Genomic DNA, 23842 nt, shown 5'->3' with positions numbered 1-23842 from the left:
ACATTCATTTGACACATCTTCTAACAGCAATTTACAATCCAACCATATTTATAATTATATTTTGTATATTAAGGAGGATATTATGAGCTTCACGGAATGGGATTTATCTGAATATGAAAATCCTTCATTATATGATAGGGAAAATCAGGGCTGTCCAGAACTCCCCCTGCTTCTCTCATGGCTTCAAAAACAAGAATCCGGTGCAGTTCTTGATCTAGCCTGTGGAACAGGAAGACTGACGCTGCCTGTCGCTGAAGCAGGATACTCAGTGATCGGTGTAGATCTTCACGAAGGGATGCTTGAACAAGCTCGTGCGAAAGTTTCGCCAGCATTTGATATTCAATGGATTCATCAGGATCTGACGACATTAAATCTGCAATGCTAAGCACCGCTTGCCTATATGGTAGGCAATTCATTTCAACACTTCTTAACGAACGAGCTTCAAAATCGTTTGCTTCAATCAGTTCACAACCAACTTGCAGATACCGGAATCTTCATATTTGACATGCGCTTCCCTACTGCGGACGAACTGCTTCAGCCGCAAGAGGAAGAATATTGGGCGCACCATACAGTTGGATTCACAGCTTCATTGCGATGTATATACGATCGCTGTTTACGATCCATTGGCGCAAATACAGCACTATACAACGATTCGCCGTTTTCGGGAGCAGGATCGTCTCGTGCGGGAACGCACAACAACCATCGATCTTCGATACACTTATCCGCAGGAGTTGTCGAGATTGCTCGAGCTTAACGGATTTGAACTGCTTCATGTGCACGGAAGCTGGTCTGCGGAGCCGCTTCAAGCCTCTTCCTCATCGATGGTTGTCATCTGCCGCAAGGCTTAGGTGCCGATACAAAAGCATCAAGTCGCTTGGTAAATCATATATTGGTTCCATTGTTCAACTGATCATACACATACAGGAAGGAACAGGAATATATGATTTTTACACATGCAGGAGGCTTCATTATCCAGTACAATAGGGTAAGTAACCATCAGGTAAATGAGTTAGAGGAGGATGTAACGAATGGACACTGCACTGCGTGCACAGCAGGCTTACGATGTGTGGTTGAACGATGCGCACATCGATGAGGCGACAAAAGCGGAATTGCAGCAGATTGCTGGCAACGAACGAGAAATTACTGACCGTTTCTATAAAGACTTGGAGTTTGGTACAGGCGGCTTGCGCGGCGTCATCGGCGCAGGAAGCAACCGCATGAACGTATATACAGTAGGCAAGGCGACTCAAGGTCTTGCGCAATTTTTGAAGGCAGAGGAAGACGCTCCTTCCGTGGCAATTGCCTACGACTCGCGCCATTTTTCTCCGGAATTTGCGCTTGAGGCAGCATTGGTTCTGGCCGGCAATGGCGTTAAGGCGTATGTATTTGAGAGTCTACGCCCTACCCCTGAGCTGTCCTTTGCCGTGCGGAATTTGAAGGCAAGCGCCGGCATCGTAGTCACAGCAAGCCACAACCCTCCGGAATATAACGGATATAAAGTGTACGGCAATGATGGCGGTCAAATCACTCCGCATACAGCTTCACGCGTCATTGCTGAAATTCGCGGCATCGAATCATTCGCCAATATTCAGAAGCTTAGCCGCGAGGAAGCCGAAGCACAAGGTTTGCTCGTATGGATCGGCCAAGAGATGGATGAAGCATACATAAGCGCTGTAGCTTCCGTCAGCCAGAATGAAGACATCATTCGGGCATCCAGCGATTCATTCCGTGTGCTGTATACACCGCTGCACGGTACAGGTAACAAGCCGGTACGCGCCGTTCTGGATCGCATTGGATTCCAGCAGGTTCGCGTCGTGGCAGAGCAGGAGCTTCCAGACGGCAGCTTCCCTACGGTGAAATCGCCGAACCCAGAAGAGCGCGAAGCCTTCAGCATCGCAATCGAACAAGCAAAAGCTTGGGATGCTGACATTATTATGGGTACGGATCCAGATGCAGATCGCATGGGCGCAGTCGTGAAGGATGCGGCAGGCGAATATGTTGTACTGACAGGCAACCAGTCTGGTGCCATTATGGTACATTATTTGCTGGATGCGATGAAATCCAAGGGCACCTTGCCAGCAAACGGGGCGGTTATTAAAACGATCGTCACCAGCGAGCTTGGCGCAGCTATCGCTAAGTCCTTCGGCATGACAGTGTTCAACACCCTTACGGGATTCAAATACATTGGCGAGAAAATGACCGAATTCGACCGCACAGGCGAGCATGCCTTCATCTTCGGCTACGAAGAAAGCTATGGTTACCTGGCAGGCAATTATGCGCGCGATAAAGATGCAGTCATTGCCGCTATGCTCATCTGTGAAGCTGGCGCTTATTACAAAGCACAGGGAAAAACACTGTACGAAGTGCTTCAAGAGCTGTATGCCCAGCACGGCTACTATCTGGAAGGCTTACAAACACGCACCTTAAAGGGAGTGGAAGGTGTGGCCATCATTCAAGGCATTATGAACAATTGGCGCGAAGAAACGCCTACTACTGCCGGCGGTGCCAGCATTACGCTGACTGAAGACTTCGCACAAGGTCTGTACGACCTGCCGAAGGAAAATGTACTCAAGTTCCACTTAGAAGACGGTAGCTGGTTCTGTCTCCGTCCATCCGGAACAGAGCCGAAGATTAAGATGTACTTTGCAGTAAAGGGCTCGTCCAGCACAGATGCTGCGGATCGCTTGCAGCGTGTATCCGAGGACGTCATGTCACGAATAGACGCATTTATTGAAGCACAATCGTAATCATCATCCATAAATTATGGCTACAGACATCTGTCACGCCGTCCCTATGATTTTTTCTTGGGACGGCGTTGTTTATTGAGACGGCGTTGGTTATAGGGATGGGGAATAAACAAACAGCAGTTCCAGAAGCCGGCTATCACTTCCTGGAACTGCTGTTATTCATAGCGGTTGCTTTCGCTACATACTAAGCTCCAATTCCCTCTTCAATTCTTCCACATACTCGACTGAGCCCGTGACAATCAAGCGATCTCCAAGTCGAAGCGCTGTATCCCCGTGCGGAACGATCGAATCCTGCTCCCGGAATAAGCGAACAAAAATAACATCTCCCGTGAATGGGAACGAACGAATCCGCATGCCGTTATACTTGCGGTTATTCAAATTGATCTGATACAGTGATGTCTCCTGATTCGTCAGGATCCGAATGACACTTGGCGATTCAATTAATGCTTGAAGCAGCGTCTTCGCGGAGAACAATGCAGAAAATACGTCGATATCGCGATTGCGCAGCGACTGTTCCAATTGCGGTGATGCTACTGCCGCGATAACACGTTCAACTCCTGCAGCCTGTGCCCATACCGCCAGCTCGGCATTGCGACGCTCCTCGCCGGTCGCAAAGACGATAAGATCCGCATCCAGAACTCCGGATCTCTCCAGCGTATGCGGAGAATAATCCGGAATATTAGCAACAGCCTGCAAGGAAGGCGAATGACCATTCATTTCTTCATCGGTATCCTCTGCCGTGCGATACATGGCCGCTTCATACAGGTTCTCGTTCAGATCCCGCATGGCCAGCATCGTCATCTGGTTGGCTCCGACAAAAGCAATCTTCTTCCGTGTCTCCACCTGCTTTACGCCCGGGAAGATCTTCTTGAAGCCAATGGGTGAGATGATACTCGCAATTACAGCGACAAGGATAAGCGCTCCCGACATGCGAGCATCGATGATTTCAAGCCGCTCGCCGATCTTCGCCGCTGCAATAACAAGCGACAGCGTGGATGTCAGCAGGAACCCGGCTGCAAGAGTTGTTCGCATATCATACCAGCGTTTCAGGACGAGTGATGGCAACACCTTGGACAACAACAGCGCCAAGAACAGCAGCGGAATTAAAATGTAGATCGACGTATCGCCGAACAAGCCGAGAAGATCCATTTCCGCTCCAACCATAACGAAGAAGATTGGAATAAAGAAGCCATAACCAAAGGAATCCAGCTTTTGCACCAAATCATGGTTCGGCGACAACAGGGAAACTAGTACCCCTGCTAGGAAAGCTCCTAAAATATTTTCAGCGCCTAGTGTTTCCGACAATGCTACAAGCACCATCATTAAGGTGAAGACGGCACGAATGCCAATCTGCACTGTTCCTGTAGACAACGCTGCAAGGAACGAGCGGTTTTTGAACCGTTTGCCGACAAAGAAGAACAGCACGCCCACCGCAAACAACAAAAGAAGCAGCCAGGAATTCGTTCCTTCCTCTCCGTAAATCGCTGCAAAAACCGCGAGCAAAACCATCGTGACCAAGTCGGCAATAACGGCAACAAGGAGAATTATTTGCCCAATATTGGTCTTCATAATATGAACATCCTTCAAGGTTGGCACGACGACGCCAAGGGATATAGTCGAAATAATCAACGTCATCAAGAAGGCATTATCAATGAATCCGGCTAAGGACGATTGGCGTCAGGAAGGCAACAACTAGGACAATAACTAATGATGTTAACGAATGATGATCCAATCCAGTTCCTCCTTACTCTAAAGCTTCATGCGTCCCCTAGTGCAACATCATGAAACAATGATTGAAAATGTACATTTTTGCTTTCCATTTCATAGATCAATATGAGCTATGACCTCTTGTTGCACGCTTGCATCCTGGATCAAATCGGTTCATACTTAAATGATGAACATGCTTTACTGATGAAAGGAGCAACCCCATGCAACAGGAAACGTTAGAACTATTCCGCACGCTGACGGAATTCCCTTCCGCTCCCGGCTTCGAACGGGAACTGCGTGCCTTGGTAAAAACCGAATTATCCAAATATACAGATGAATTCGTGCACGATGCGCTAGGCAGTGTCTTTGGCGTTATGCGCGGCGACGAGCAAGGCCCTCGCGTCATGGTAGCCGGACATTTGGATGAAGTCGGCTTCATGATTACGCAAATTACACCGAACGGTATGTTGAAGTTTCAACCGCTCGGCGGATGGTGGGGACAAGTCGTCCTAGCCCAGCAGGTTGAGGTTATTACTCCTAACGGCCCGCTTCCAGGCGTTGTAGGCTCTATTCCGAAGCATCTGCTTGATGAAGCTACAGCGAACAAGCCTGTAGATGTGAAGCATATGTACATCGACATCGGTGCAGACAGCCGCGAAGAGGCTGAACAGGCAGGCGTTCGCCCAGGTCAGCAAATCGTTCCGGTTTGCAAGTTCACTCCACTGCTTAATCCTAAAAAAATTATGGCTAAAGCATGGGACAACCGTTATGGCGTCGGCCTTGCTATTGAATTAATGAAGGAGCTTCATCGTGAGCAATTCAAGCTGCCGAACACCTTGTTCTGCGGTGCAACTGTTCAGGAGGAGGTTGGTCTTCGCGGTGCGCGCACATCTGCCAACTTGATTCAGCCGGATATCTTCTACGCGCTGGACTGCAGTGCTGCGAATGATATGACTGGAGATGTGAATTCCTTCGGCCATCTCGGCAAGGGCGCATTGCTTCGCATTCTCGATCCAACGATGATTACGCATCGCGGCCTAGTAGAGTTTATCCAAGATATTGCGGATACGTATCGCATCCCTTATCAATATTTTGTCTCCCCAGGCGGAACAGATGCAGGCCAAGTGCATTTAAGCAATAAAGGCGTGCCTTCTACCGTAATTGGCGTATGCGGACGCTATATCCATACACCAGCATCCATCGTTCATACTGACGATATTGATGCAGCCAAGGAACTTCTTGTTCAATTGGTGAAGCATACAGACCGTACAACATACAACACGATCGTGGAACGTTCGTAACGTTATTTCTTAAACCAAATCGGCTGGATGTAAACGAGGTTGTACATAAGTCGATGCAACGAGAGCGCAGCCCTGTTCCCTGAACAGCAGCTGCGCTCTTTGTTGTATGGCCTCATTCCAGCCCAAGCTATATTGTTCATTTCGCATAATGAAGCTCGTCCAGCCCTGAGAAATAGTTCGTACTGATCTCCTATTCCACTCCTCTCCCAGACTGGCTATGCATAGTATATGGGAATGTTCATATGCTCTTTCACATTCTGATATGCTGTATATTCGAATCCCCTCTTCATCCAACTGCCATATCTCCACATTCGGTTAAATAAATATTCATGTGCTCGTTCCTCCTTGGCAGGTGAATCGTCTCGCGGTACACTGAAACATAAAGCTAGTGTTCCATCGATATATACTGAAACATAACGGCGTTCGCGTGGTTATGCTCTACACGCATCGGTCTATGATTTCAAATCATCCAATGCTCCATATTCATTTTTCTTCTTATAGCAGACTTCAAAAAGACAATCACATAATCTAATAACTAGAACCGGGAGGGCAACTATGATGACAACGCCTGCTGATCAATCTACATTCGGGGAGTCGAAAGCACAAAATAATAGGACGGAAATTGCCACCTTCGCTGGTGGATGCTTCTGGTGTATGGTGAAGCCATTTGACCAGTGGGATGGCGTACATCGCGTCATATCTGGCTATACAGGAGGACATATTCCGAATCCGACGTATGAGCAGGTCAAATCACAAACGAGCGGGCATCTGGAGGCGGTACAAATCACATACGATCCGGACATCATCTCCTATCATACAATGCTGGAGCTGTACTGGGCACAAATCGATCCAACCGATGAGGGCGGCCAATTCCAGGATCGCGGTGAATCGTATACAACAGCTATCTTTGTGCATAGTGAGGAGCAGCGCCAACTAGCTGAAGCATCCAAGTTGGCTCTTGCGGAAAGCGGGCGCTTCGACAAGCCTATCGTGACGCCAATACGTGATGCTGCCCCCTTCTATCCTGCAGAAGACTATCATCAAGACTACTATCGCAAGGATCCGGAGCATTATAAGGAAGATCGCGCCAAATCAGGACGCGACGAATTCATTTCTCAATATTGGATAGCAACGGATAAATAAGCGTGTTCTAGAATTGAAATCATGTTGGTTCGATATGTAATGAAACGGAGGAACGAGCGATCGATACGGAACAATTTGTGCGGGACTTTACCCAATTGGTACCACGCCAAACAATGGCCGATGGCGCGGGAGCAGAAGATTTCAAGCCTATTGAAAGCATTACAGGATACGTGCTGCCCGATAATTTCAAGCAATTATATAGCATGCATAACGGCGAACGGCCTGGCGAGCATCTGTTGATGCTAGGGTTCTACTGGTTGACCCTGCAAAATATTGAATATGAAATCCGTCTTCAACTAGAGATTGCCGCCGATTATGAGTTTGACACGATCTCGTATCAGAAGGATCATATCCAAGAGGTCACTTGGAATCCCGGCTGGATTCCGTTTGCTGCCGATGGTTCTGGCAATTTCATCGCGCTTGATCTTGCACCTGGCCCAAAAGGCACAAAGGGACAGATTATTAGCTGTGGCCGTGATGAACAAGAAATGGTCGTCATTGCCGATTCGCTGGAATCCTTTTATTCCTTTATCCTTGAGCAGTTCCAGGCAGGGCGCTGCGGTTACGATCAAGAGAATCAGCACGTTCTATGGAAAACAGGCCATTTGTTCGATGAATTGAAGGAGCTTCTACTTCCCTCTGACGGTACGAATGAAGCAGATTTTACTAACTGGTGGAGTCACTTGGATGCACAATGGAAACAGGAAATCATGCGCGTCCTCGGCAAAGAACCAAGCTCCTTCACACAAATCAAGGCTGTACGTTTCTTTTTTGTATGCGACGAGGAAATTACTGACCTGTCGCCCCTCTCTACATTCAAAAACATCAGAGAATTGTGCCTGCTTCGCCAATCGATCCAAGACATCAGCCCGATTATGACTTTGGTAGATTTAAAAAAGCTTAGTCTAGCACAAATGCCGTCGATTACGGACATTTCGCCATTGGCATCGCTTCCTGCATTGCAGGAGCTCAGCTTGTATAAGTCTGGCGTATCGGATATTCAATCACTGTCCCAGTTCCCAGTTCTTAAGAAGATAGGGCTGGAAGGCTTGCAGCTGGATTCGTTGGAACCACTCTCTCAGTGCAAAAAATTGCAGGAATTGTCCCTCTCCCATATCCCTGAGTCTGCGTATGAAGTGCTCTCTCGCCTCAAAAATATGAAGCAGTTGGAGATAGAGGGAACGGTCAGAAACATTGATTTCTTAGCGAATATGAAGAAGCTCGTATCGTTGAAATTAGAAAAGGCGGAAGATGGCTGCTATGATATATTGGCGACGCTGCCGAAGTTGAAACATCTTACTTGCTCGTATGAGATGTTCCAAGCGACGCATTCGCTAATTGAGCAAAAGATTCAATATACATTAATGGGCAACACGACTGAGGCTGAAATGGAGACATACCACGATTACGTCTTGAATTAAGCAGAACGACTAGGTGCCCTCGTTATGGCAGCAATCGAGTAGGAGGCTACCCATAAGTTGAGTAGCCGACCTCTGACCACCGTACGTACCGTTCGGTATACGGCGGTTCAACCGTTTGAGTGCAATTGACGCAGACGCTCGTACTGGGCAGGGAAGTCATAATACCCTGCCCGATCGAGCTTTTCATTTGTAATCGAGTGGTGCAGGATTGCGCTTCCGGCTATTCGCCAGTAGCCCCGTCGGGTGTCCCCACATTGGTAAGCCTGCCACTCCTTCGTCCCCAACTTCCGCAGGTTCTGCACCTTCGTTCTCGGCATCTTCCATTGTTTCCAGATGTACATGCATCCGCATTCGTAATGGTCAACCACTTTTTTAGGACAGCGTTCTCCATATCGAGCCACTAAACATATCGATTTTCATCAACGTATTCTTTTCGCTTTCCGCGAGTATCTGTAAGCCCGAAATCAATCATTAGTTTATATCGGCGCATCCATACCTTTAACCGTCCTACATCTAACTGGGTGTTTTTCCAATATCCACAATAAGGGGTGCAATTCAATTAGGATGAGGGGGTTCTTCGTAATATTCGGCTAAGATTGATTCATGACGAGCTTGGTCAACATGACTGCTTTTTAAGTCCTTACTGCCATAAAGCTCCATAATATGCGTTTCCAGATGGATGACAGAATACCAAAGAGTTTGTCATTACCGCGCTCAAAATACCAGAATCAGCTTAACAAATACGAGATAAGCTATAAGATAAGCAGCAAGGGGAACTGCTATAAACATTGAATTCATACATATCGTTCTGAATAAAGAACTCATCTATCTAAAAAAAATCAAGACGAGAACGCAAATGTTGCGAGCGAAAACTCTCGTTTGCAGCGTGATTCTCTCGGTTTTATGTATCAAATCTATTGACAAAATCCAGTATCCTTATTTTAAAAAACTGTATACCTTTATGATTATGATCTAATATGTTAGAATATGAAATAATAGGGATATAAGCCAATAATCACCTCAATTATTTTTAAGCCAGCCCCCTTATGTTTATTCTAAGAGACACTTCACTTCTTGAGACTTTATCTTTTAACTCATCCGAGAGCTGTATGATTCAACAATCACGGTGCATCCAACTTACAGTAATCTTCAATGAAATTTTCAGTTTGAACTGCCGTTTGCATTCAATTAATTAAGTCGTGGAGGTTTCATTAAATGAAAAAAATACTAAGTGGTGTAGTTTTTTTTGTCGTGTTTATTCTATTTACCCTTTCTGGGCATGCTGCTAGCGTAGTAGAAGATCACCCAATAGACAGTTCTTCAGATATCATCATTAATGAAGATGAACTTGCAAGAAACCTTGATTATCGAAAAGCTTTTTCGTTAGATCAAAATGAAGAAAATGTGCTTCGTATTATGAAACATAAAGAATATCAAAATTCTATTGAAGTTTATGGTGTTGCTTTATCAGATAAAGAATTAAAGGAGATGACTATACGTAGTAATTTGTTAAAAGAAGCAGTTGCTATAAAAAAACCGGGTAAAGAATGGTCGAAAATTTTTGCTGGGGTTTACATGGATCATGAACACGGAGGTGTTATTAATATTGGAATTGTAGATATAGAGAGCAATATGGAAATTACCAAAAAAATTAGAACTTATTTCACGAATGGAGATAGGATTCAATTCTTCCATGCTAACTTGACAGAGGAAGAGCTTGAAAACCTTCAAGAGAGACTCAATGAGTTGATGTCGAGGGGTAACCTACATATAAATTATACGGATATTTCAATTCCGAATAATAAAGTGATTGTTGGAATTGATCACTATGATGAGGAAATTATAGATAGTATTTTATCCATTGACCCTAAAAATATTGAAGTGAAGGTTGATTCCATTAAGGTTGAAGATAACACTAGGAATGCTAAAACCCGTCCATTAGTTGGAGGACTTGCTATCGATCATGATGTAGGTGATGGTTATGTTGCGACATGTACTGGAGCATTTAGCGCCAAGGTTTGGGGCCCGACGAGTAATCAAGATGTTCATTTCTACATAACTGCAGGACATTGTGGTGATATATTTTCGGAGTGGAAACAAGGTGGGAGCACAATTGGATATATGTCAAAAAGAAATTATGAAGGAAACTCAGATGTAGGAGCAATTGAAATATACTCATCAGATTCCTCATATAAGCTTTATGAAGGGAAATCATCTGACTTGGAGTTTTCAAGATACCAATCTGCATCTGACGATGTGGTTGGTGATAATGTTTGTATGTCAGGCAGAAACTCAGGAAATGTCTGTGGTAAAATTGTAAGCAGAAATTTAAGCTTTACGCAAAATGGTGTACTATTTACCAATATAAGAAGCGCTACTTTTTCTGGAATGCCTGGTGATAGTGGGGCTCCTGTATTTAACCAACAGAGTCGTGATTCGGCTCATGAACGCACAATTTATGGAGTATTCAAAGGTGATGTAACTTATTCAGATGGACATAAAGAAAGAATTTATTCTCAAGTTCAGTATATCTTTTCTGATTTGAAAATTAATCAGATTATTGTCAATTAATTTTTAAAAATTAAAGGAGCAAATGATATGAAAAAAAAATATCACTTCATTGTATTTTTTAATATTTTATTTTTGTCATTATTCATTTATGGGTGCTCCAATGACGAACCAAAAGAGAGTACAATGGTGAAAGAAAAACTTGATGGATTTGAAGTGAGCTTGGAAGCAACTCCGATAAGCAACAATCGAATCTCCATTCAAACAAAGTTGAAGTATATCGGTGAAGAAGAAATACGAATAGAGCACTCTAAACCTCTAGTATCTATCGCCTCTTCTGAAGATGGTAATGAGCGTTCTGCAGCACATTTTTTTGATGATGTGGGGTTTTCAAAAAAGCTGGTCAAGGATGAGGAATACACTTTTGATGAGCCGATTATTATGAGTCGGAAACAGAAAGAAAGACTGACGGTTACAGCATTAGCGAAGTTTAATGCGAATACAAAAAAATATAGTATCCCAATTACCTTGGTATTAGCAGAGGAATAGTCAAAAAAAGTTGTTAAAAATATGTATGATACTGTATGTGTATAATATAAAGAAGATCGCAGCGCCAACTGCGACCTTCATCCCACAATAACCGCATGAAGAGCGGTTGGCTTTTATAAGATGCGAAAGTAGACCGCAAACCTTGGTGAGGGCGGTCTACTTTTTCTTTAAGTAAGTGAGCAGAGCAAGAATGAACATTTAGGCTACGATAATATTGCAGCAGCCCGGTACTTTGCCCCTTTTCATTCCATTCCATGCATTTGCGGCATCCCGAATTACTTCAGAATGCTCCGTATTCAGCTTCGGCATCATCGGCGTGAACGCAGTAGTTACGTTGTCAATGACCTTTAGCGGAACTGCTGGACATGGAACCGCCCCTTGTAAGCGGACTGTTCGCCTTTTTCTAGCACGTCAACAAAAGGTGAGAACGTTTGTCCGCAAGGAATTCATATATATTACAGCAATTCCTTGCGGAGCTGCTCTGGAGACTTCGGAGACAACAAGCCGAATGGAATGTCGAATACAGTGCGAGCACCGGATTCACCGCGTTTTGCCAGACGAGATACGGCACGTGCATAAGCAACGAGCACGCTAGCTGTGAACTCAGGGTTGCTGCCCAGATTCAAGCCGAACTCCATAATTTGTGACGTGCCTTCACCTGTTACGCCGCTGCGGAATACGAGACCGCCATGCGGCATTGCAGAATGGTTCGCCTTCAACTCTTCTTCACTGATGAAGTTCACGATTGTATCGTAATCTGCGAAGTAGTTCGGCATAGATTTGATTTCTTGCTCGATGCGAGCTTTATCAGCGCCTTCTTCTGCTACAACAAAGCATTCACGAAGGTGCTTCTCGCGAGTGGACAATTCAGGGTTTTCCCCTTGGCGTACCCTCGTTACAGCTTCCTCGGAAGGAATTGTGTACTGCACACCGTTCTTAACGCCCTCTACACGGCGGATCGCATCGGAGTGTCCTTGGCTCACGCCACGTCCCCAAAATGTATATTCATTGCCTTCTGGAAGCACGGATTCGAACAACAGACGGTTCAAGGAGAATACACCTGGATCCCAGCCTGTCGAAATGACAGCTACATGTCCGTTCGCTTGTGCAGCTTCATCTACAGATGCAAAATATTCTGGGATACGCGCGTGCGTATCAAAGCTGTCTACGGTGTTGAACATGCGTGCAAGTTCAGGACCTTGCTCTGGAAGATCTGTTGCAGAACCTCCGCACAAGATCATAACATCTACTCTATCTTTGTAAGATTCCGCATCGTTGAGCGAGATGACAGGAACCTCTGCTTGAATGGATTCTGGGCTGCGACGAGTGAAAATACCTACAAGTTCCATATCTGAATTTTGGCGGATCGACTTCTCTACGCCCTTACCTAAGTTACCGTAACCTACAATACCTATACGAATGGATGACATGAGGTTGCTCCTCTCTATTTCTGAAATCATGGACTAGTATAATATATAAAGCAGATTTGCACAAAATGACATAGATTATTCGCCAAACTTGTTGCATTCTGCTGCTACTTCTCTGTAGCTGTCATTTCGTAGGGAAGCTAAACACAATACGCGCTCCCCCGCCTGGCACGTGCTCTGCTCGTATTCGCCCGCCATGCTTGACCATAATCAGCTTGGCCATATACAGCCCTAGTCCTGAATGCCCTTGATATTGCGAGCGCGAGGCGTCTCCTTGAACGAACTTGTCAAATATGGAGTCCAGCATATGTGCCGGGAATCCCGTTCCCGTATCCGTAATCGACATCTGCAGTTCACGTGCTCTCCATTCTGCCTCCCAGATAATTGCGCCTCCCGCTGGAGTGAAGCGAAGGCTGTTCGCAAGCAGGTTGTCCATAAGCTGTCTCAATCGATCCCCGTCGAGGAGCAGCGTTCCCTCCGCCTGCCGATCTGCAGGTGGACGACAGCAGAATTCAATCTGCTGCTCCGCGCACATTCGGTGCATATCCTGTGCAGTCTCCTCCATGAAGCGATTAATATCAATTGGCTTACAATTCAAGCTGAACTGTGGAGACTCCATTTCTGATACCAGATTCATTTCCTGCACGAGACGGACAGCCCGCTTCGTATTCTTATCGATCGTAGACAAATATCGCTCCAGACGATCAGGGCGATTCATCCCGCCATCCAGCAAGCCTTCTACATGACCTTGCACGATCGCAAGCGGAGTACGCAGATCATGAGCCAGTGCAGCAACCATCTCGCGCCGCCGCTGCTCCATCTTCCACTCGCGCTGCAATGACAAATAGAGTTCACGCCTCATCTCGTCGAAAGCCTTCATAAGTTGTGCCATTTCAGAGGTGCCTTCATAAGAGAAGCTAAAGTCTAGATCCCGCTGCTGTACCCGCCTGGTGCCTTCAATTAGCTCTTCAATCGGGCGGCTCAGCTCACGGCCAAATCTTTTGCCGAACAACCAAGAAAATAAAATAACAAAAAGAAAGGGCACAAATAGAACTCCTATAACTAGGAATCCAAAATAGGGTCTTAGCTTGGATTTCTCAGTGACACCAGCAGACAGTATATAGTTGAGGATGACCGCACCTTGCAATTCCTCCTCTTGATTTATGATCGGCAATACGTTGCGGGCATGTCCCATACCTGTCATTCCACTTGCCTTGAGAAGCTGAATCAGCTCCCGCCCACCGCGTACTTTCGGGTCGGTCAGCGACCCATACACATACTTCCCTTTACGATCAACAACCGCGTAGCGCATGCCCTTCTCATCTATCAGTTGTTCGAGGCGCGCCTGATTCCCCTTATTCAGTAAGCGATCTCCTTCTGTTTCTACTAACTTACGTATGGACGGAATTTTCTTTTCGTAGTAATTGGCCGGCCTGAATGTGCCGCTATCATAGGATTGAAGCCATATGAAGCCTCCCCACACGACAATTGTAAATACCAGACTCGCTCCAATTACCCATACAAAGTAAGTAATAAACTGACGCTTAAAGGAGTGCATCCTCATTCCTGCACCTTCCATTTATAGCCGATGCCCCATACGGTTTCGACCCAGCGGGACTGTGCATGGGCTGCTGCCATCTTCGCTCGAATGTTTTTCACATGCTCAGTTACAGTTGTATCGTCTCCAAGAGCTTCTATGCCCCATATTTGCTCATAAATATGCTCGCGAGAAAATACTTGTCCCGGATGGAATGCAAGCAGCTCCACAATTGCAAATTCACGGTTCGTTAGCGGCAATCGCTTCCCTTCGCAGCGAAGCTCCCTACCCTTTGCATCGACTATAAACACACCATATGTAAGTATCCCCTCATGATGATCCTGCCTCTGCAAATGACGGCGTTCCCTTCTCAGATGCGCTTCGATGCGAGCCTTCAACTCACGCATGCTGAATGGCTTGATCATATAATCATCGCCGCCTGCTGCCAACCCGTATATCCGATCCGCCTCACTTACTCTCGCACTAACAAATAGAATAGGACAAGTGACAATATCTCTAACCTGCCTGCACCATTCCACCCCATCCGTACCCGGCATCATCACATCAAGTACAATCATATCCGGCATCTGTTTCGTAATAAGCTGCTGAGCTTGCTCGGCATGATGTGCCGTGCGTACCGTGTATCCGGCATCCTCCAGTGAATCACGCACGAACACCGTCATTTCTTCCTCATCATCTACAAGCAATATATTGATTTCTGACCGTTCCATGCTTCTGCTCTCCCTCTTCCTTGCAGTACAAGATTGCATTTCTGTACGAGTTATCTCTATTCCTCTTCAGAAATTACTCCTGTTAATTATGATCCTCATTAAATAGGAGCCATATTAAATAGAGATCGATATTAATCATATTCAATATAAATCATGATCACTAATAAGTATGATCTCCATTAACTATACTCCCTATTAATCAAGATTTTATAAACGAATCACTGTATTATCATTCTTTCTACATACACGTTGCGTCTTCAGAGCTTTACTTACAATATGAACCCCTATCTCCGCATCTGCATATGCTGATCAAGAGGAGTTGGGCGATATGCCGCAATATCGAATTATTGTCGATCTGACTGCACGCAGGCTGTACTTGCTGGATGGCGACACCGTTGTCCGAGAATATCCTGTTGGTATCGGCAAAATGCTCACACAAACCCCCACAGGGGAATATACCATCATTAACAAAGCCCCGAACCCTGGAGGGCCGTTCGGCGCCTTCTGGATGGGGCTGTCGAAACCCCATTATGGCATTCATGGCACGAATGATCCTGCTTCTATCGGCCATCTCGTATCTCACGGCTGCATACGCATGTACAATGAAGATGTTCTGCAACTCGCTGCATTGGTCCCTATTCATACACGGGTCACGATACGACCATAGTGCCTACTGTGTGAACTGTATTATCCCTAACAACCGTACCTTCCCTAATAAAATAATGCCCCTTTCCTGCTGCAGAGAAATAAGTTCTCGTAACGCAGCAAGAAAGAAGCATTATTCACAATAACCCCATCAGCACTTTCTCGTATTTCAACATTCGATACTCTAACTCGATTAAGTTCTGAGTTTTTCTATTGAGCCGCAATAGAAGTTGGATCTGCCTCCAACGGAAAATGGCAGGCTACTTGCCGATCAGAGCCAATATTCACTAACTCTGGTGATACAAGCTTGCACTTCTCTTGCGCAAATGCACACCGCGGATGGAAGCGGCAGCCCGAAGGCGGGAACGCCGGAGAAGGCACATCCCCCTGAAGTACGATTCTTTCCTTCTTATGGTGCGGGTTCGGTCTAGGAATCGCTGACAGCAGCGCTGCGGTATAAGGATGCTTAGGGCTTGCAAACAGTTCCTCTGTGCGGGCTACCTCAACTAATTTTCCTAAATACATGACGCCGACTCGATCTGAAATATGCCGTACCACATTCAGACCATGTGCAATAAAGAGGAAAGTAAGGCCAAGCTCCTTTTGCAGCTTCATGAGCAAATTCAGCACTTGAGACTGAACCGACACATCTAGTGCAGATACGGCTTCATCCGCTACGATAAAGCTCGGATTAAGTGCAATCGCCCGGGCGATGCCTATCCGCTGACGCTGACCGCCAGAAAACTCGTGCGGATAGCGGTTACGTCTAGCTGGATCCAATCCAACCAGTTCCATCAATTCGACTACACGCTTATTAATCTCTTTAGAAGATGCCTTATGATGCACGCGCAGCGGCTCTCCTATGATGTTCTGGATATGAATGCGTGGATTCAAGGATCCGAAAGGATCCTGAAATATAATTTGCATATCCTGCCGCAGCCGACGCAGTTGCTTCGTATTCATATTTTGTATTTGCTTTCCGTCAAAAAAGACAGCTCCGCTTGTTGGCTTCTGCAATTGGAGAATGGCTCTGCCAAGTGTTGATTTGCCGCAACCCGATTCCCCAACAAGACCAAACGTCTCCCCTTTGTTAATAGTGAAGGTTACATCATCTACGGCCTTAACGTGGCCGACTACTCGGTTGAAGAGACCTGTCTTGATCGGGAAATACTTCTTCAGGTTGCGAACTTCAATTAATGATTGATCCATCATGCTCGCTTCACCTCGGATTGTCCGTCATTATCGCTGTGGTACAGCCAACATGCCACCTGATGATTGCTCCGGATTTCTCCCAACGCAGGTTCGTGCTGTCGGCATTTATCCTCCACCTTCGAACAGCGTGGATTGAAGCGGCATCCCGAAGGCAGGTTGTTAATTCCCGGAATTGTCCCTGGGATCGTGTATAATTCCTCGCCTCTTGCTCCTTCCAAGCCTGGAATCGACTGCAAGAGACCAATTGTATAAGGATGAGAAGGATGGTCAAATATTTCTTCTACGCTTCCTTCCTCTACAATTTTACCGGCATACATAACCGCGATGCGGTCAGCCATTTCCGCGGCAACACCCATGTCATGGGTAATGAGCACGATCGCCATGCCGAGCTCCTGTTGAAGGCGCTGCAGCAAATCCAAAATTTGTGCCTGCACCGTTACATCCAACGCTGTCGTCGGCTCATCCGCAATGAGCAGCTCTGGTTTGCATATGAGCGCCATCGCGATTACAACCCGCTGCCGCATACCGCCTGACATCTCGTGCGGATACTGCATGGAACGCATATCTGGATCAGGGATTCCAACCATACGCAGCATGTCAATCGCCCGCGCCCAAGCTTCCTTCTTGCCTATCTTCTGATGAAGCTGCAAGCTTTCCGCGATTTGATCTCCGATCGTAAATACCGGGTTAAGCGCCGACATCGGATCCTGAAAGATCATCGAAATCTTTTCCCCGCGAACGTTAATCATTTCCTTTTGCGATTTGGCTGACAGATCTTCGCCATTAAAATGAATGCTGCCTTCGAAAATGGTTCCTCCTGCGTAATCAATTAATCGCATAATTGAAAGAGAGGCGACACTTTTACCGCTTCCGGATTCCCCTACGATACAAAGTGTCTTGCCCTTTTCCACGCTAAGGGATATTCGATCTGTTGCCTTCGCAATGCCCTGCTCTGTCACAAAGCCTGTCGTCAGATTTCGGACTTCAAGAAGTTTTCGCGCCATTGCCGCATCCTCCTACGTGGAATTTTCTCTTTCTTGCGTGGGTCAAACGCATCACGGATTCCGTCTCCTATAAAATTGACCGCCAGCACCACGATAAAAATGCATGCTCCTGGATAAAGCGCTTGCGTTGGATCAACCAGCATAAATTGCTGCGCATTGCTCAGCATCAAGCCCCAGCTCGTATCAGGAAGCTGTACCCCTAAACCGAGGTAAGATAAGCCTGATTCAGCAAGTATCGCTCCGCCTACCATTAAGGTAGCGTTTACGATAATAGGAGCCGTGGCATTGCGAAGCAAATGCCTGCCGATAATCCCCCAACTGGATACACCGATCGCCTTGGCAGCTTCTACATATTGCATTTCCCGCAACTGAAGGAATGTCCCTCTCACAAGCCTTGCCGAGCCCATCCAACTCGTAAAGCTTAAAATCATGATCATATAGCTGAACTTTGCGCCAAAGATAGCCAGTACCAAAATATTTAGGAATAAGGTTGGAATAGAGTTCATAACGTCAACGAGTCTCATAAAAATCGTATCGATCCAGCTGCCAAAGTATCCAGAAATCGAGCCGATAATGGTCCCAATTACAACAGAGATAAAGGCAACAGAGAAGCCCACCGATAACGATACTTGGCTGCTGTAAATAAGCCGTGACAAGATGTCTCGTCCCAATTCATCCGTTCCAAGTGGATGACCAGGACTGCCCGCTGGCAAACTTGACTTCAACATATCGATCGCGGCTGGGTCATATGGGGCAATATATTTGGCAAATACAGCAATGGCGACAAAGAACAATAGAACGATGGCTCCAGCCACTGCAAATGGATTGCTCATAAATTTCTTCCATGCCATTAAGGTCATACTTGTCGGCTTCTCCGACTTAGGGTCAATCTCTCTCGTCTTGCCGCGTCCAGGCTCGAGCTGAGCATCCTCCAAACTCGTTACACTCATGCTGATGCGCCCCCTTTGCCTATTTGTACACGCGGATCAACAATCGCGTACAAAATGTCTGCAATCAAGTTGCCAAGGACAACGATAACCGTTGTAATTAAGGTAATCGCCATAAGCACCGAGTATTCCCGTGACACGGCCATATCGACGAACAGCCGCCCCATTCCCGGCCAGTTAAACACACTTTCTGTAATGGCTGCTCCCGCTATGAGTATCGGCAAATCCAGACCAAGTATAGTAATGATTGGGATAAGCGCATTCCGCAGAGCATGACGGGTAATGACTCTTCTCTCCTTCATTCCCTTCGCTCTCGCGGTTCGAATGTAGTCCTGTCCTAGTACCTCAAGCATGCTGGATCGGGAATATTTCACATAGGAGGCCAGGAATCCTAGTGTAAGAACGGTGACAGGCAGGATCAAATGCATGAATAAATCCTGAATATCGCCTTCCTTCCCCATCGTATACATGTCGGATAAGGGCAACCAGTCCAACTTAATGGAGAAAAAGCTTTGCAAGAGAATACCGAACCAGAATGTCGGCATCGCAAACCCAATATAAGAAATTAATGAAGCAGTCTGATCAGATAGCCCATACTCAGCCGTACTATTGTATATTCCCCACGGGATCGCAATGATTAAGGCCAGCAGCCATGCAACTCCCATCAGAACAACGGTATTCTTCACCGTAGGCCAGAGTATTTCACTTACCGGCAGGTTATTCTTGAAGGTATGTCCTAAATCACCCTTCAGCAACCCGCCCACCCAACGAATATATTGAATATAAATCGGCTTGTCTAAGCCGAGGTTCTTCGCTTGAATTTTGCCTGCTTCCTGAGACAGTCCCGGCGAAAGAAAAATTTGCGTTGGTCCACCCGGTGCCGCGTGGATAAGTCCAAAGGTTACGATGGATATAAGAAATAGCACCAAGAGTGACTGCAATATACGGCGGATCAGATACTCCGTCATGGGAATCCTCCTAAATCATCGTGTGATATATAAGCACTCTCATACATAAAAGAGAGAAGGGGCAAGTACCCCTTCCCCTCATCTTGCATATTCAAATATGCTCGGTGCCTTATTCTACCCACCAGTTAATCATGCGGAACATGTATCCATATGCGAGTCCAGGTTCAGGTCGGTCCTCTTCCGCATATTTCACCCGAGGGTTCAAGCCCTGTGGTGTACCATATTGATACATGAATACATAAGGAAGATCCGTTGTGATTTCTTTACCGATCTCTGCGTATACCTTCTTGCGCTCGTTCTGATCAGCGACAGAGTAGCCTTTTACCCACAATTGATCAATTTTCTCGTTTTTATACCAGCCCGCGTTTTGGTTCGGCGGGAAGAATTTCGAGGAGAAGATGCTCTCCGCGTTCGGATCTGGATCATTTAACGACCATGCCGCCAAGACCGCTTGGTATTTACCCGGATTAATGTTCTGTTCCTGCCAAGCAGCGAAGTCAATGCCTCTCGGTTTCACTTCAATGCCCACATCTTTCAGGTTTTGTTGAATAACAGCCGCAACCTGCTCACGGCGACTGTTACCTGTATTGTATTGAAGTTCAAAGGAGAACTTGCTGCCGTTCTTCTCCAAGATGCCGTCAGTGCCAGCTTTCCAGCCATCTTCAGCCAACAGCTTTTTCGCCAATTCTACATCATAGTTATATACAACAGCCGTTTCAGCCGGATCAGCCCATGATCCAGGCAGGAATGGCGAGTTCAACAGCTTGCCCGTTCCCTTAAGAATATTGTCAACCATGCCTTGGCGGTTAAGCGCGTGAGCAATCGCCTGTCTTGTTTTCTGTCCTGCAAAGAAGCTTTCTTTATTGTCAAAGTTCATTTTGTTAAAGTTGAAGCCCATGTATTCGTATTGTGGTCCTGGAGCTAATATGACTTTGAGGTTATCGCGAGCTTGCACAGCTGCGAGTTGGGTGACTGGAATCGCTGATACAGAATCGATATCTCCCTTGATGAGAGCTTGCACTTCTGTATTTTGATCTGCGTAGATTTTGTAGATGACTTTCTGGATGTGAGGTTTTTTCGCTCCCCAGTAGTTCGGGTCTGCATCGAAGCTTAAAAATTGCTTTTGCTTCCATTCTGTCCATTTCCATGGACCGTTTGTTACGGTTTTCTCTGGTTTGGAACCGTATGGATGCTTTTTCAATTCTGTAATCGGAACATCTTTCAGGATGTGATAGGGCACTGGCTGAAGTCTAAGAGAGTAGAGGAATGGGGCAAATACTTGTTTTAACTTGATCTGAACCGTGTGGTCATCGATCTTGGTGACGGTGTCAACATGTTCGAATTGGCTAATTCCTGGGGAGCCTGCTTCTGGGTTGCGAACTGTATTAATAGTAAAAATCAAATCATCAGCGGTTACAGGTTTGCCGTCGCTCCATTTCGCTTCCGGCTTCAATTTGACTGTATAGGTCTTCGAATCTTCGCTGATTTGAGGAGGTTCAGCGGCCAGAGACCACGGTTCAACGACTACGTTCGCTTGCCGATCAAGATCGTACAGGCTGGAAAAGATCAAGTTGATAGCGTCTCCAGAAGAAGTGTCACTAGTGAATAACGGGTTGGATGACACGATATCGGAGAAAGTACCTAATGTGATCGTGCCTCCATCCTTCGGCGTCAGTGCCGTATTGTTGTCCTTCGATCCTTCCGTTTTCGCTGGTTCGGCAGTTTTCGGTTCTTCTTTAGGCGGATTCGCCGTATTGCCGGAACCTCCGCACGCTGATAACAGCGATCCCATTAGTACCAAAAGCAGCATGAATGAAATCCACTTCTTTTGTGCCACATAATTCCCCTCTCTCATTTTCGATTTTTTTGTGAAGGATATATTTTCCTACACATTGTATCACCAGAATCATTGCGCAGGTAGTAAAATGATGGAAAATATTTATAATTACCGATTATATTTTTCATTTTATTGATTACTTTTTTTAATTAGACTATATAGAAAGAAAAAAGAGGCGAAATCCGCCTCTTTACCACTTTACCCCAGTAAATGAACCTTTGGTATACGAGTTGCTTACAACTTCTATCTGCCGCTTCAACGAATGCCCTTATTTCTTACACTTGGATGCTGACGCTTCTATCATTTCCATTCCAAGTCACTTTCGCACCTATCGATTCAGCGATTGCCCGCACAGGTACGTAGGCGCTGCCATTTATAATCATATTCGCAGTCTGAGGAATTTCATTGAGATATGCGACCTTGCTCGTATTATCCCATCGAACAGGGAGACCCAAGGCAGAAGCAATATCACGAATTGGCACGTAGACAACATTGTCCTTCACAATCCCCTTCGTTGCTTCATGACCATTTACAATAATTTTGATTCCATTTTGAGCTTGAAGCTGCTGTACTTGTCCCTTGATCTGGTTTATAAATTGATCCCAGTATGGCAAAATCTCAGAAGGGCACTGCTTGCCTGACCATTTCTTGTGCGGCACGACCTGATCGATGGTTAGCTTGTCGCGCAAAAGCAAACTTGCCACGAGCCACGCAGCGTTATTCCATGCCACGTCTTTGTTCATGCCCGTATACATACATACTTCAATGCCGAGGCTTGTTAAGTTGCCTGGTCCATTTCCATCTCCCGCATGCCATCCCTGTTCGTTCTCACGCAAATGCTGGTAGATATCCTTATCATCCACGGTATAATGCCAAGATGCTTGTCTTCCACCGCTTCCATCTAGTATATATCTCGCGTGCGATTCGGCTGTGCCGCTCAAGTTGTCCGTGTTGTGGATCGTAATCCATTGCGGAGCCATGGGCTTGTTCGGCTTGTTCGGGCTTCCGTCTGGAAGCAACCTTTGTTGAATGACGATGCTCATCGTTCATCAGCTCGCTTCTGCATAGTGTACACATAGAAGACCTGCCAAGCGTGCTGTGAAAGCTGATCTATCACCAAAAAGCGTTCAAATCCGTTGAACGCTGCTTGGATTTTTGCCGTTTATGAATATCATGTTCGTCAATTCCCCTAGTTCAACGAGCCGTCGCAAAAATCTTCTATAGTAAAGAATATGTACAATGCTAGAATCTTGGCTCTGGCAATCGCCTGAGGGAAATGCTTGTTTTGGTTAAAATTTCACTTTTAGTAGGCTCCGGCCCAAAAGGAAAATGATACAATGATTTCGTGCTTTCAAGGTGTTTACTTCATGTGAATTTATTATTTAGGAGAGATACATATGGATCATGAATGGATACTAGAGCAGGAAACGCCTAATACCGGAAGAAAGTCACTCTCTACCGGCATCTTCATCATCTCTATCTTTGCAGCATGCTGTGCGATCGGCATGTCTATTTTTACTTTGGCACATAGTAAGAAGGCGAATGATACAGCAGAGAAACTGCAGCAATCCCTCTCTAAGTTGCAAGAAGACTATGAGGAACTAAAAAGAACCAGCAGCAAACAAGGCTTTACAATCAATCAGTTGCAGAACAATCTCTTGTATGCAAATATCCAGCACGACATGGAGGAGTCTGTTGCATCCGAGCATTTGATATTGGATAAAATCTACTTTGATGATATAGCCTATCGCAAAGGAACGAGCGGTGCGACCATAGATGTTCGTAATCAGCCTGACTTTGCAAATAAATATTCAGGATCCGGTAAATTCTCTATATCAAACAAGGAATTAAGCACTGTTATAACCACATTCATGGAAGCAGCCGAGGAGCACTATGCATGGTGTTTGGATAAGTACAGCATGGAGGCCGTCGCACCAGATTGGAATGATCTTACGCACACGATCTCCGTAAACAACTACGAGATTGGAACGTATCACAACGGTGTATTTACGCCTCTTAAAAAATGAGTCATGTTATAGAAAAAGCGCGATCTCCGATTGCTCGGAAACCGCACCGTTATCCGACATTACATACTGCTGGAGGGATTTGAATCTCCAGTCCACGGAGCCGTGGGGCGCCCCCCTCAACGGCCCTTTTT

18 protein-coding genes and 2 pseudogenes are annotated in these 23842 nt (G+C 45.9%); 9 read left to right on the top strand and 11 right to left on the bottom strand.

Annotated elements, in window-relative coordinates; translation table 11 throughout:
- Nucleotides 1–82: 82 nt before the first annotated feature.
- Together NO352_RS25355 and NO352_RS23655 are read left to right on the top strand one after the other, a co-directional pair.
- Nucleotides 83–848, top strand: a pseudogene (locus NO352_RS25355) (class I SAM-dependent DNA methyltransferase).
- A gap of 180 nt (nt 849–1028) precedes the next feature.
- A complete protein-coding gene (locus tag NO352_RS23655; RefSeq protein ID WP_289356918.1) occupies nt 1029–2747 on the top strand; it encodes a phospho-sugar mutase in 1719 nt (572 codons plus the stop codon).
- A gap of 177 nt (nt 2748–2924) precedes the next feature.
- Here NO352_RS23655 and NO352_RS23650 read toward each other — a convergent pair.
- Nucleotides 2925–4412: pseudogene (locus NO352_RS23650) on the bottom strand (cation:proton antiporter domain-containing protein); the annotation flags it as partial.
- Between the two features lie 263 nt (nt 4413–4675).
- On the opposite strand from NO352_RS23650, the gene NO352_RS23645 reads away from it, so the two are divergent.
- From NO352_RS23645 to NO352_RS23635, 3 genes are all read left to right on the top strand, one after another.
- Nucleotides 4676–5755, top strand: coding sequence for a M42 family metallopeptidase (locus NO352_RS23645; protein WP_021256256.1), 1080 nt, complete (start codon nt 4676–4678; stop codon nt 5753–5755).
- 558 nt (nt 5756–6313) lie between these two features.
- A complete protein-coding gene (gene msrA, locus NO352_RS23640) occupies nt 6314–6898 on the top strand; it encodes a peptide-methionine (S)-S-oxide reductase MsrA (protein ID WP_051135073.1) in 585 nt (194 codons plus the stop codon).
- A gap of 95 nt (nt 6899–6993) precedes the next feature.
- Nucleotides 6994–8319, top strand: a complete 1326-nt coding sequence (locus NO352_RS23635; RefSeq protein WP_289356917.1) for an SMI1/KNR4 family protein — start codon at nt 6994–6996, stop codon at nt 8317–8319.
- A gap of 183 nt (nt 8320–8502) precedes the next feature.
- Here the strand turns inward: NO352_RS23635 and NO352_RS23630 are convergent, their stop codons facing one another.
- The gene (locus tag NO352_RS23630; RefSeq protein WP_289356916.1) at nt 8503–8670 is read right to left on the bottom strand and encodes a hypothetical protein; all 168 of its coding nucleotides are present in this window, start codon (nt 8668–8670) and stop codon (nt 8503–8505) included.
- Between the two features lie 864 nt (nt 8671–9534).
- Here NO352_RS23630 and NO352_RS23625 point away from each other — a divergent pair.
- Nucleotides 9535–10890 carry a S1 family peptidase gene (locus NO352_RS23625; RefSeq protein WP_289356914.1) on the top strand — a complete coding sequence of 452 codons (1356 nt, stop codon included), beginning with the start codon at nt 9535–9537 and terminating at the stop codon, nt 10888–10890.
- 27 nt (nt 10891–10917) lie between these two features.
- Nucleotides 10918–11376 (top strand): hypothetical protein, encoded by a 459-nt coding sequence (locus tag NO352_RS23620; protein ID WP_289356913.1) that lies wholly within the window; start codon nt 10918–10920, stop codon nt 11374–11376.
- Nucleotides 11377–11831: 455 nt separating this feature from the next.
- Here the strand turns inward: NO352_RS23620 and NO352_RS23615 are convergent, their stop codons facing one another.
- The 3 genes from NO352_RS23615 to NO352_RS23605 all read right to left on the bottom strand — a co-directional run bounded on the left by NO352_RS23615 (nt 11832) and on the right by NO352_RS23605 (nt 15071).
- A complete protein-coding gene (locus NO352_RS23615) occupies nt 11832–12806 on the bottom strand; it encodes a diaminopimelate dehydrogenase (RefSeq protein WP_005543524.1) in 975 nt (324 codons plus the stop codon).
- Between the two features lie 121 nt (nt 12807–12927).
- On the bottom strand, nt 12928–14367 hold the full coding sequence (locus tag NO352_RS23610) for a sensor histidine kinase (RefSeq protein ID WP_040734911.1): 1440 nt from the start codon (nt 14365–14367) through the stop codon (nt 12928–12930).
- Nucleotides 14364–15071, bottom strand: coding sequence for a response regulator transcription factor (locus NO352_RS23605; protein WP_005543527.1), 708 nt, complete (start codon nt 15069–15071; stop codon nt 14364–14366). The genes NO352_RS23610 and NO352_RS23605 overlap by 4 nt, the downstream gene beginning before the upstream one ends.
- A 328-nt stretch (nt 15072–15399) precedes the next feature.
- Here NO352_RS23605 and NO352_RS23600 point away from each other — a divergent pair, with 328 nt between their 5' ends.
- Nucleotides 15400–15738, top strand: coding sequence for a L,D-transpeptidase (locus NO352_RS23600; RefSeq protein ID WP_005543528.1), 339 nt, complete (start codon nt 15400–15402; stop codon nt 15736–15738).
- A gap of 188 nt (nt 15739–15926) precedes the next feature.
- On the opposite strand, the gene NO352_RS23595 is transcribed toward NO352_RS23600, so the two are convergent.
- From NO352_RS23595 to NO352_RS23570, 6 genes are all read right to left on the bottom strand, one after another.
- Nucleotides 15927–16928 carry an ABC transporter ATP-binding protein gene (locus NO352_RS23595; RefSeq protein ID WP_289356912.1) on the bottom strand — a complete coding sequence of 334 codons (1002 nt, stop codon included), beginning with the start codon at nt 16926–16928 and terminating at the stop codon, nt 15927–15929.
- On the bottom strand, nt 16925–17932 hold the full coding sequence (locus tag NO352_RS23590) for an ABC transporter ATP-binding protein (protein WP_268598886.1): 1008 nt from the start codon (nt 17930–17932) through the stop codon (nt 16925–16927). The genes NO352_RS23595 and NO352_RS23590 overlap by 4 nt, the downstream gene beginning before the upstream one ends.
- Complete coding sequence (locus tag NO352_RS23585) at nt 17899–18882, bottom strand: ABC transporter permease (RefSeq protein ID WP_005543531.1); 984 nt, start codon at nt 18880–18882, stop codon at nt 17899–17901. Before NO352_RS23585 ends, NO352_RS23590 begins: the two co-directional genes overlap by 34 nt.
- Nucleotides 18879–19847 carry an ABC transporter permease gene (locus NO352_RS23580; RefSeq protein ID WP_005543532.1) on the bottom strand — a complete coding sequence of 323 codons (969 nt, stop codon included), beginning with the start codon at nt 19845–19847 and terminating at the stop codon, nt 18879–18881. The genes NO352_RS23585 and NO352_RS23580 overlap by 4 nt, the downstream gene beginning before the upstream one ends.
- A gap of 109 nt (nt 19848–19956) precedes the next feature.
- Complete coding sequence (locus NO352_RS23575) at nt 19957–21657, bottom strand: peptide-binding protein (protein WP_193372980.1); 1701 nt, start codon at nt 21655–21657, stop codon at nt 19957–19959.
- Nucleotides 21658–21959: 302 nt separating this feature from the next.
- Nucleotides 21960–22727, bottom strand: a complete 768-nt coding sequence (locus NO352_RS23570; RefSeq protein ID WP_289356910.1) for an N-acetylmuramoyl-L-alanine amidase — start codon at nt 22725–22727, stop codon at nt 21960–21962.
- 354 nt (nt 22728–23081) lie between these two features.
- Between NO352_RS23570 and NO352_RS23565 the strand changes: the two genes are divergently transcribed.
- Nucleotides 23082–23711 (top strand): hypothetical protein, encoded by a 630-nt coding sequence (locus NO352_RS23565; protein ID WP_289356909.1) that lies wholly within the window; start codon nt 23082–23084, stop codon nt 23709–23711.
- Nucleotides 23712–23842: the final 131 nt, after the last annotated feature.

The organism is Paenibacillus sp. S-12 (assembly GCF_030363895.1).
Taxonomy (GTDB): Bacteria; Bacillota; Bacilli; order Paenibacillales; family Paenibacillaceae; genus Paenibacillus_B; species Paenibacillus_B alvei.
Note: the sequence above shows the minus strand (reverse complement) of the source record. Positions and strands in the feature narration are given on the sequence as shown.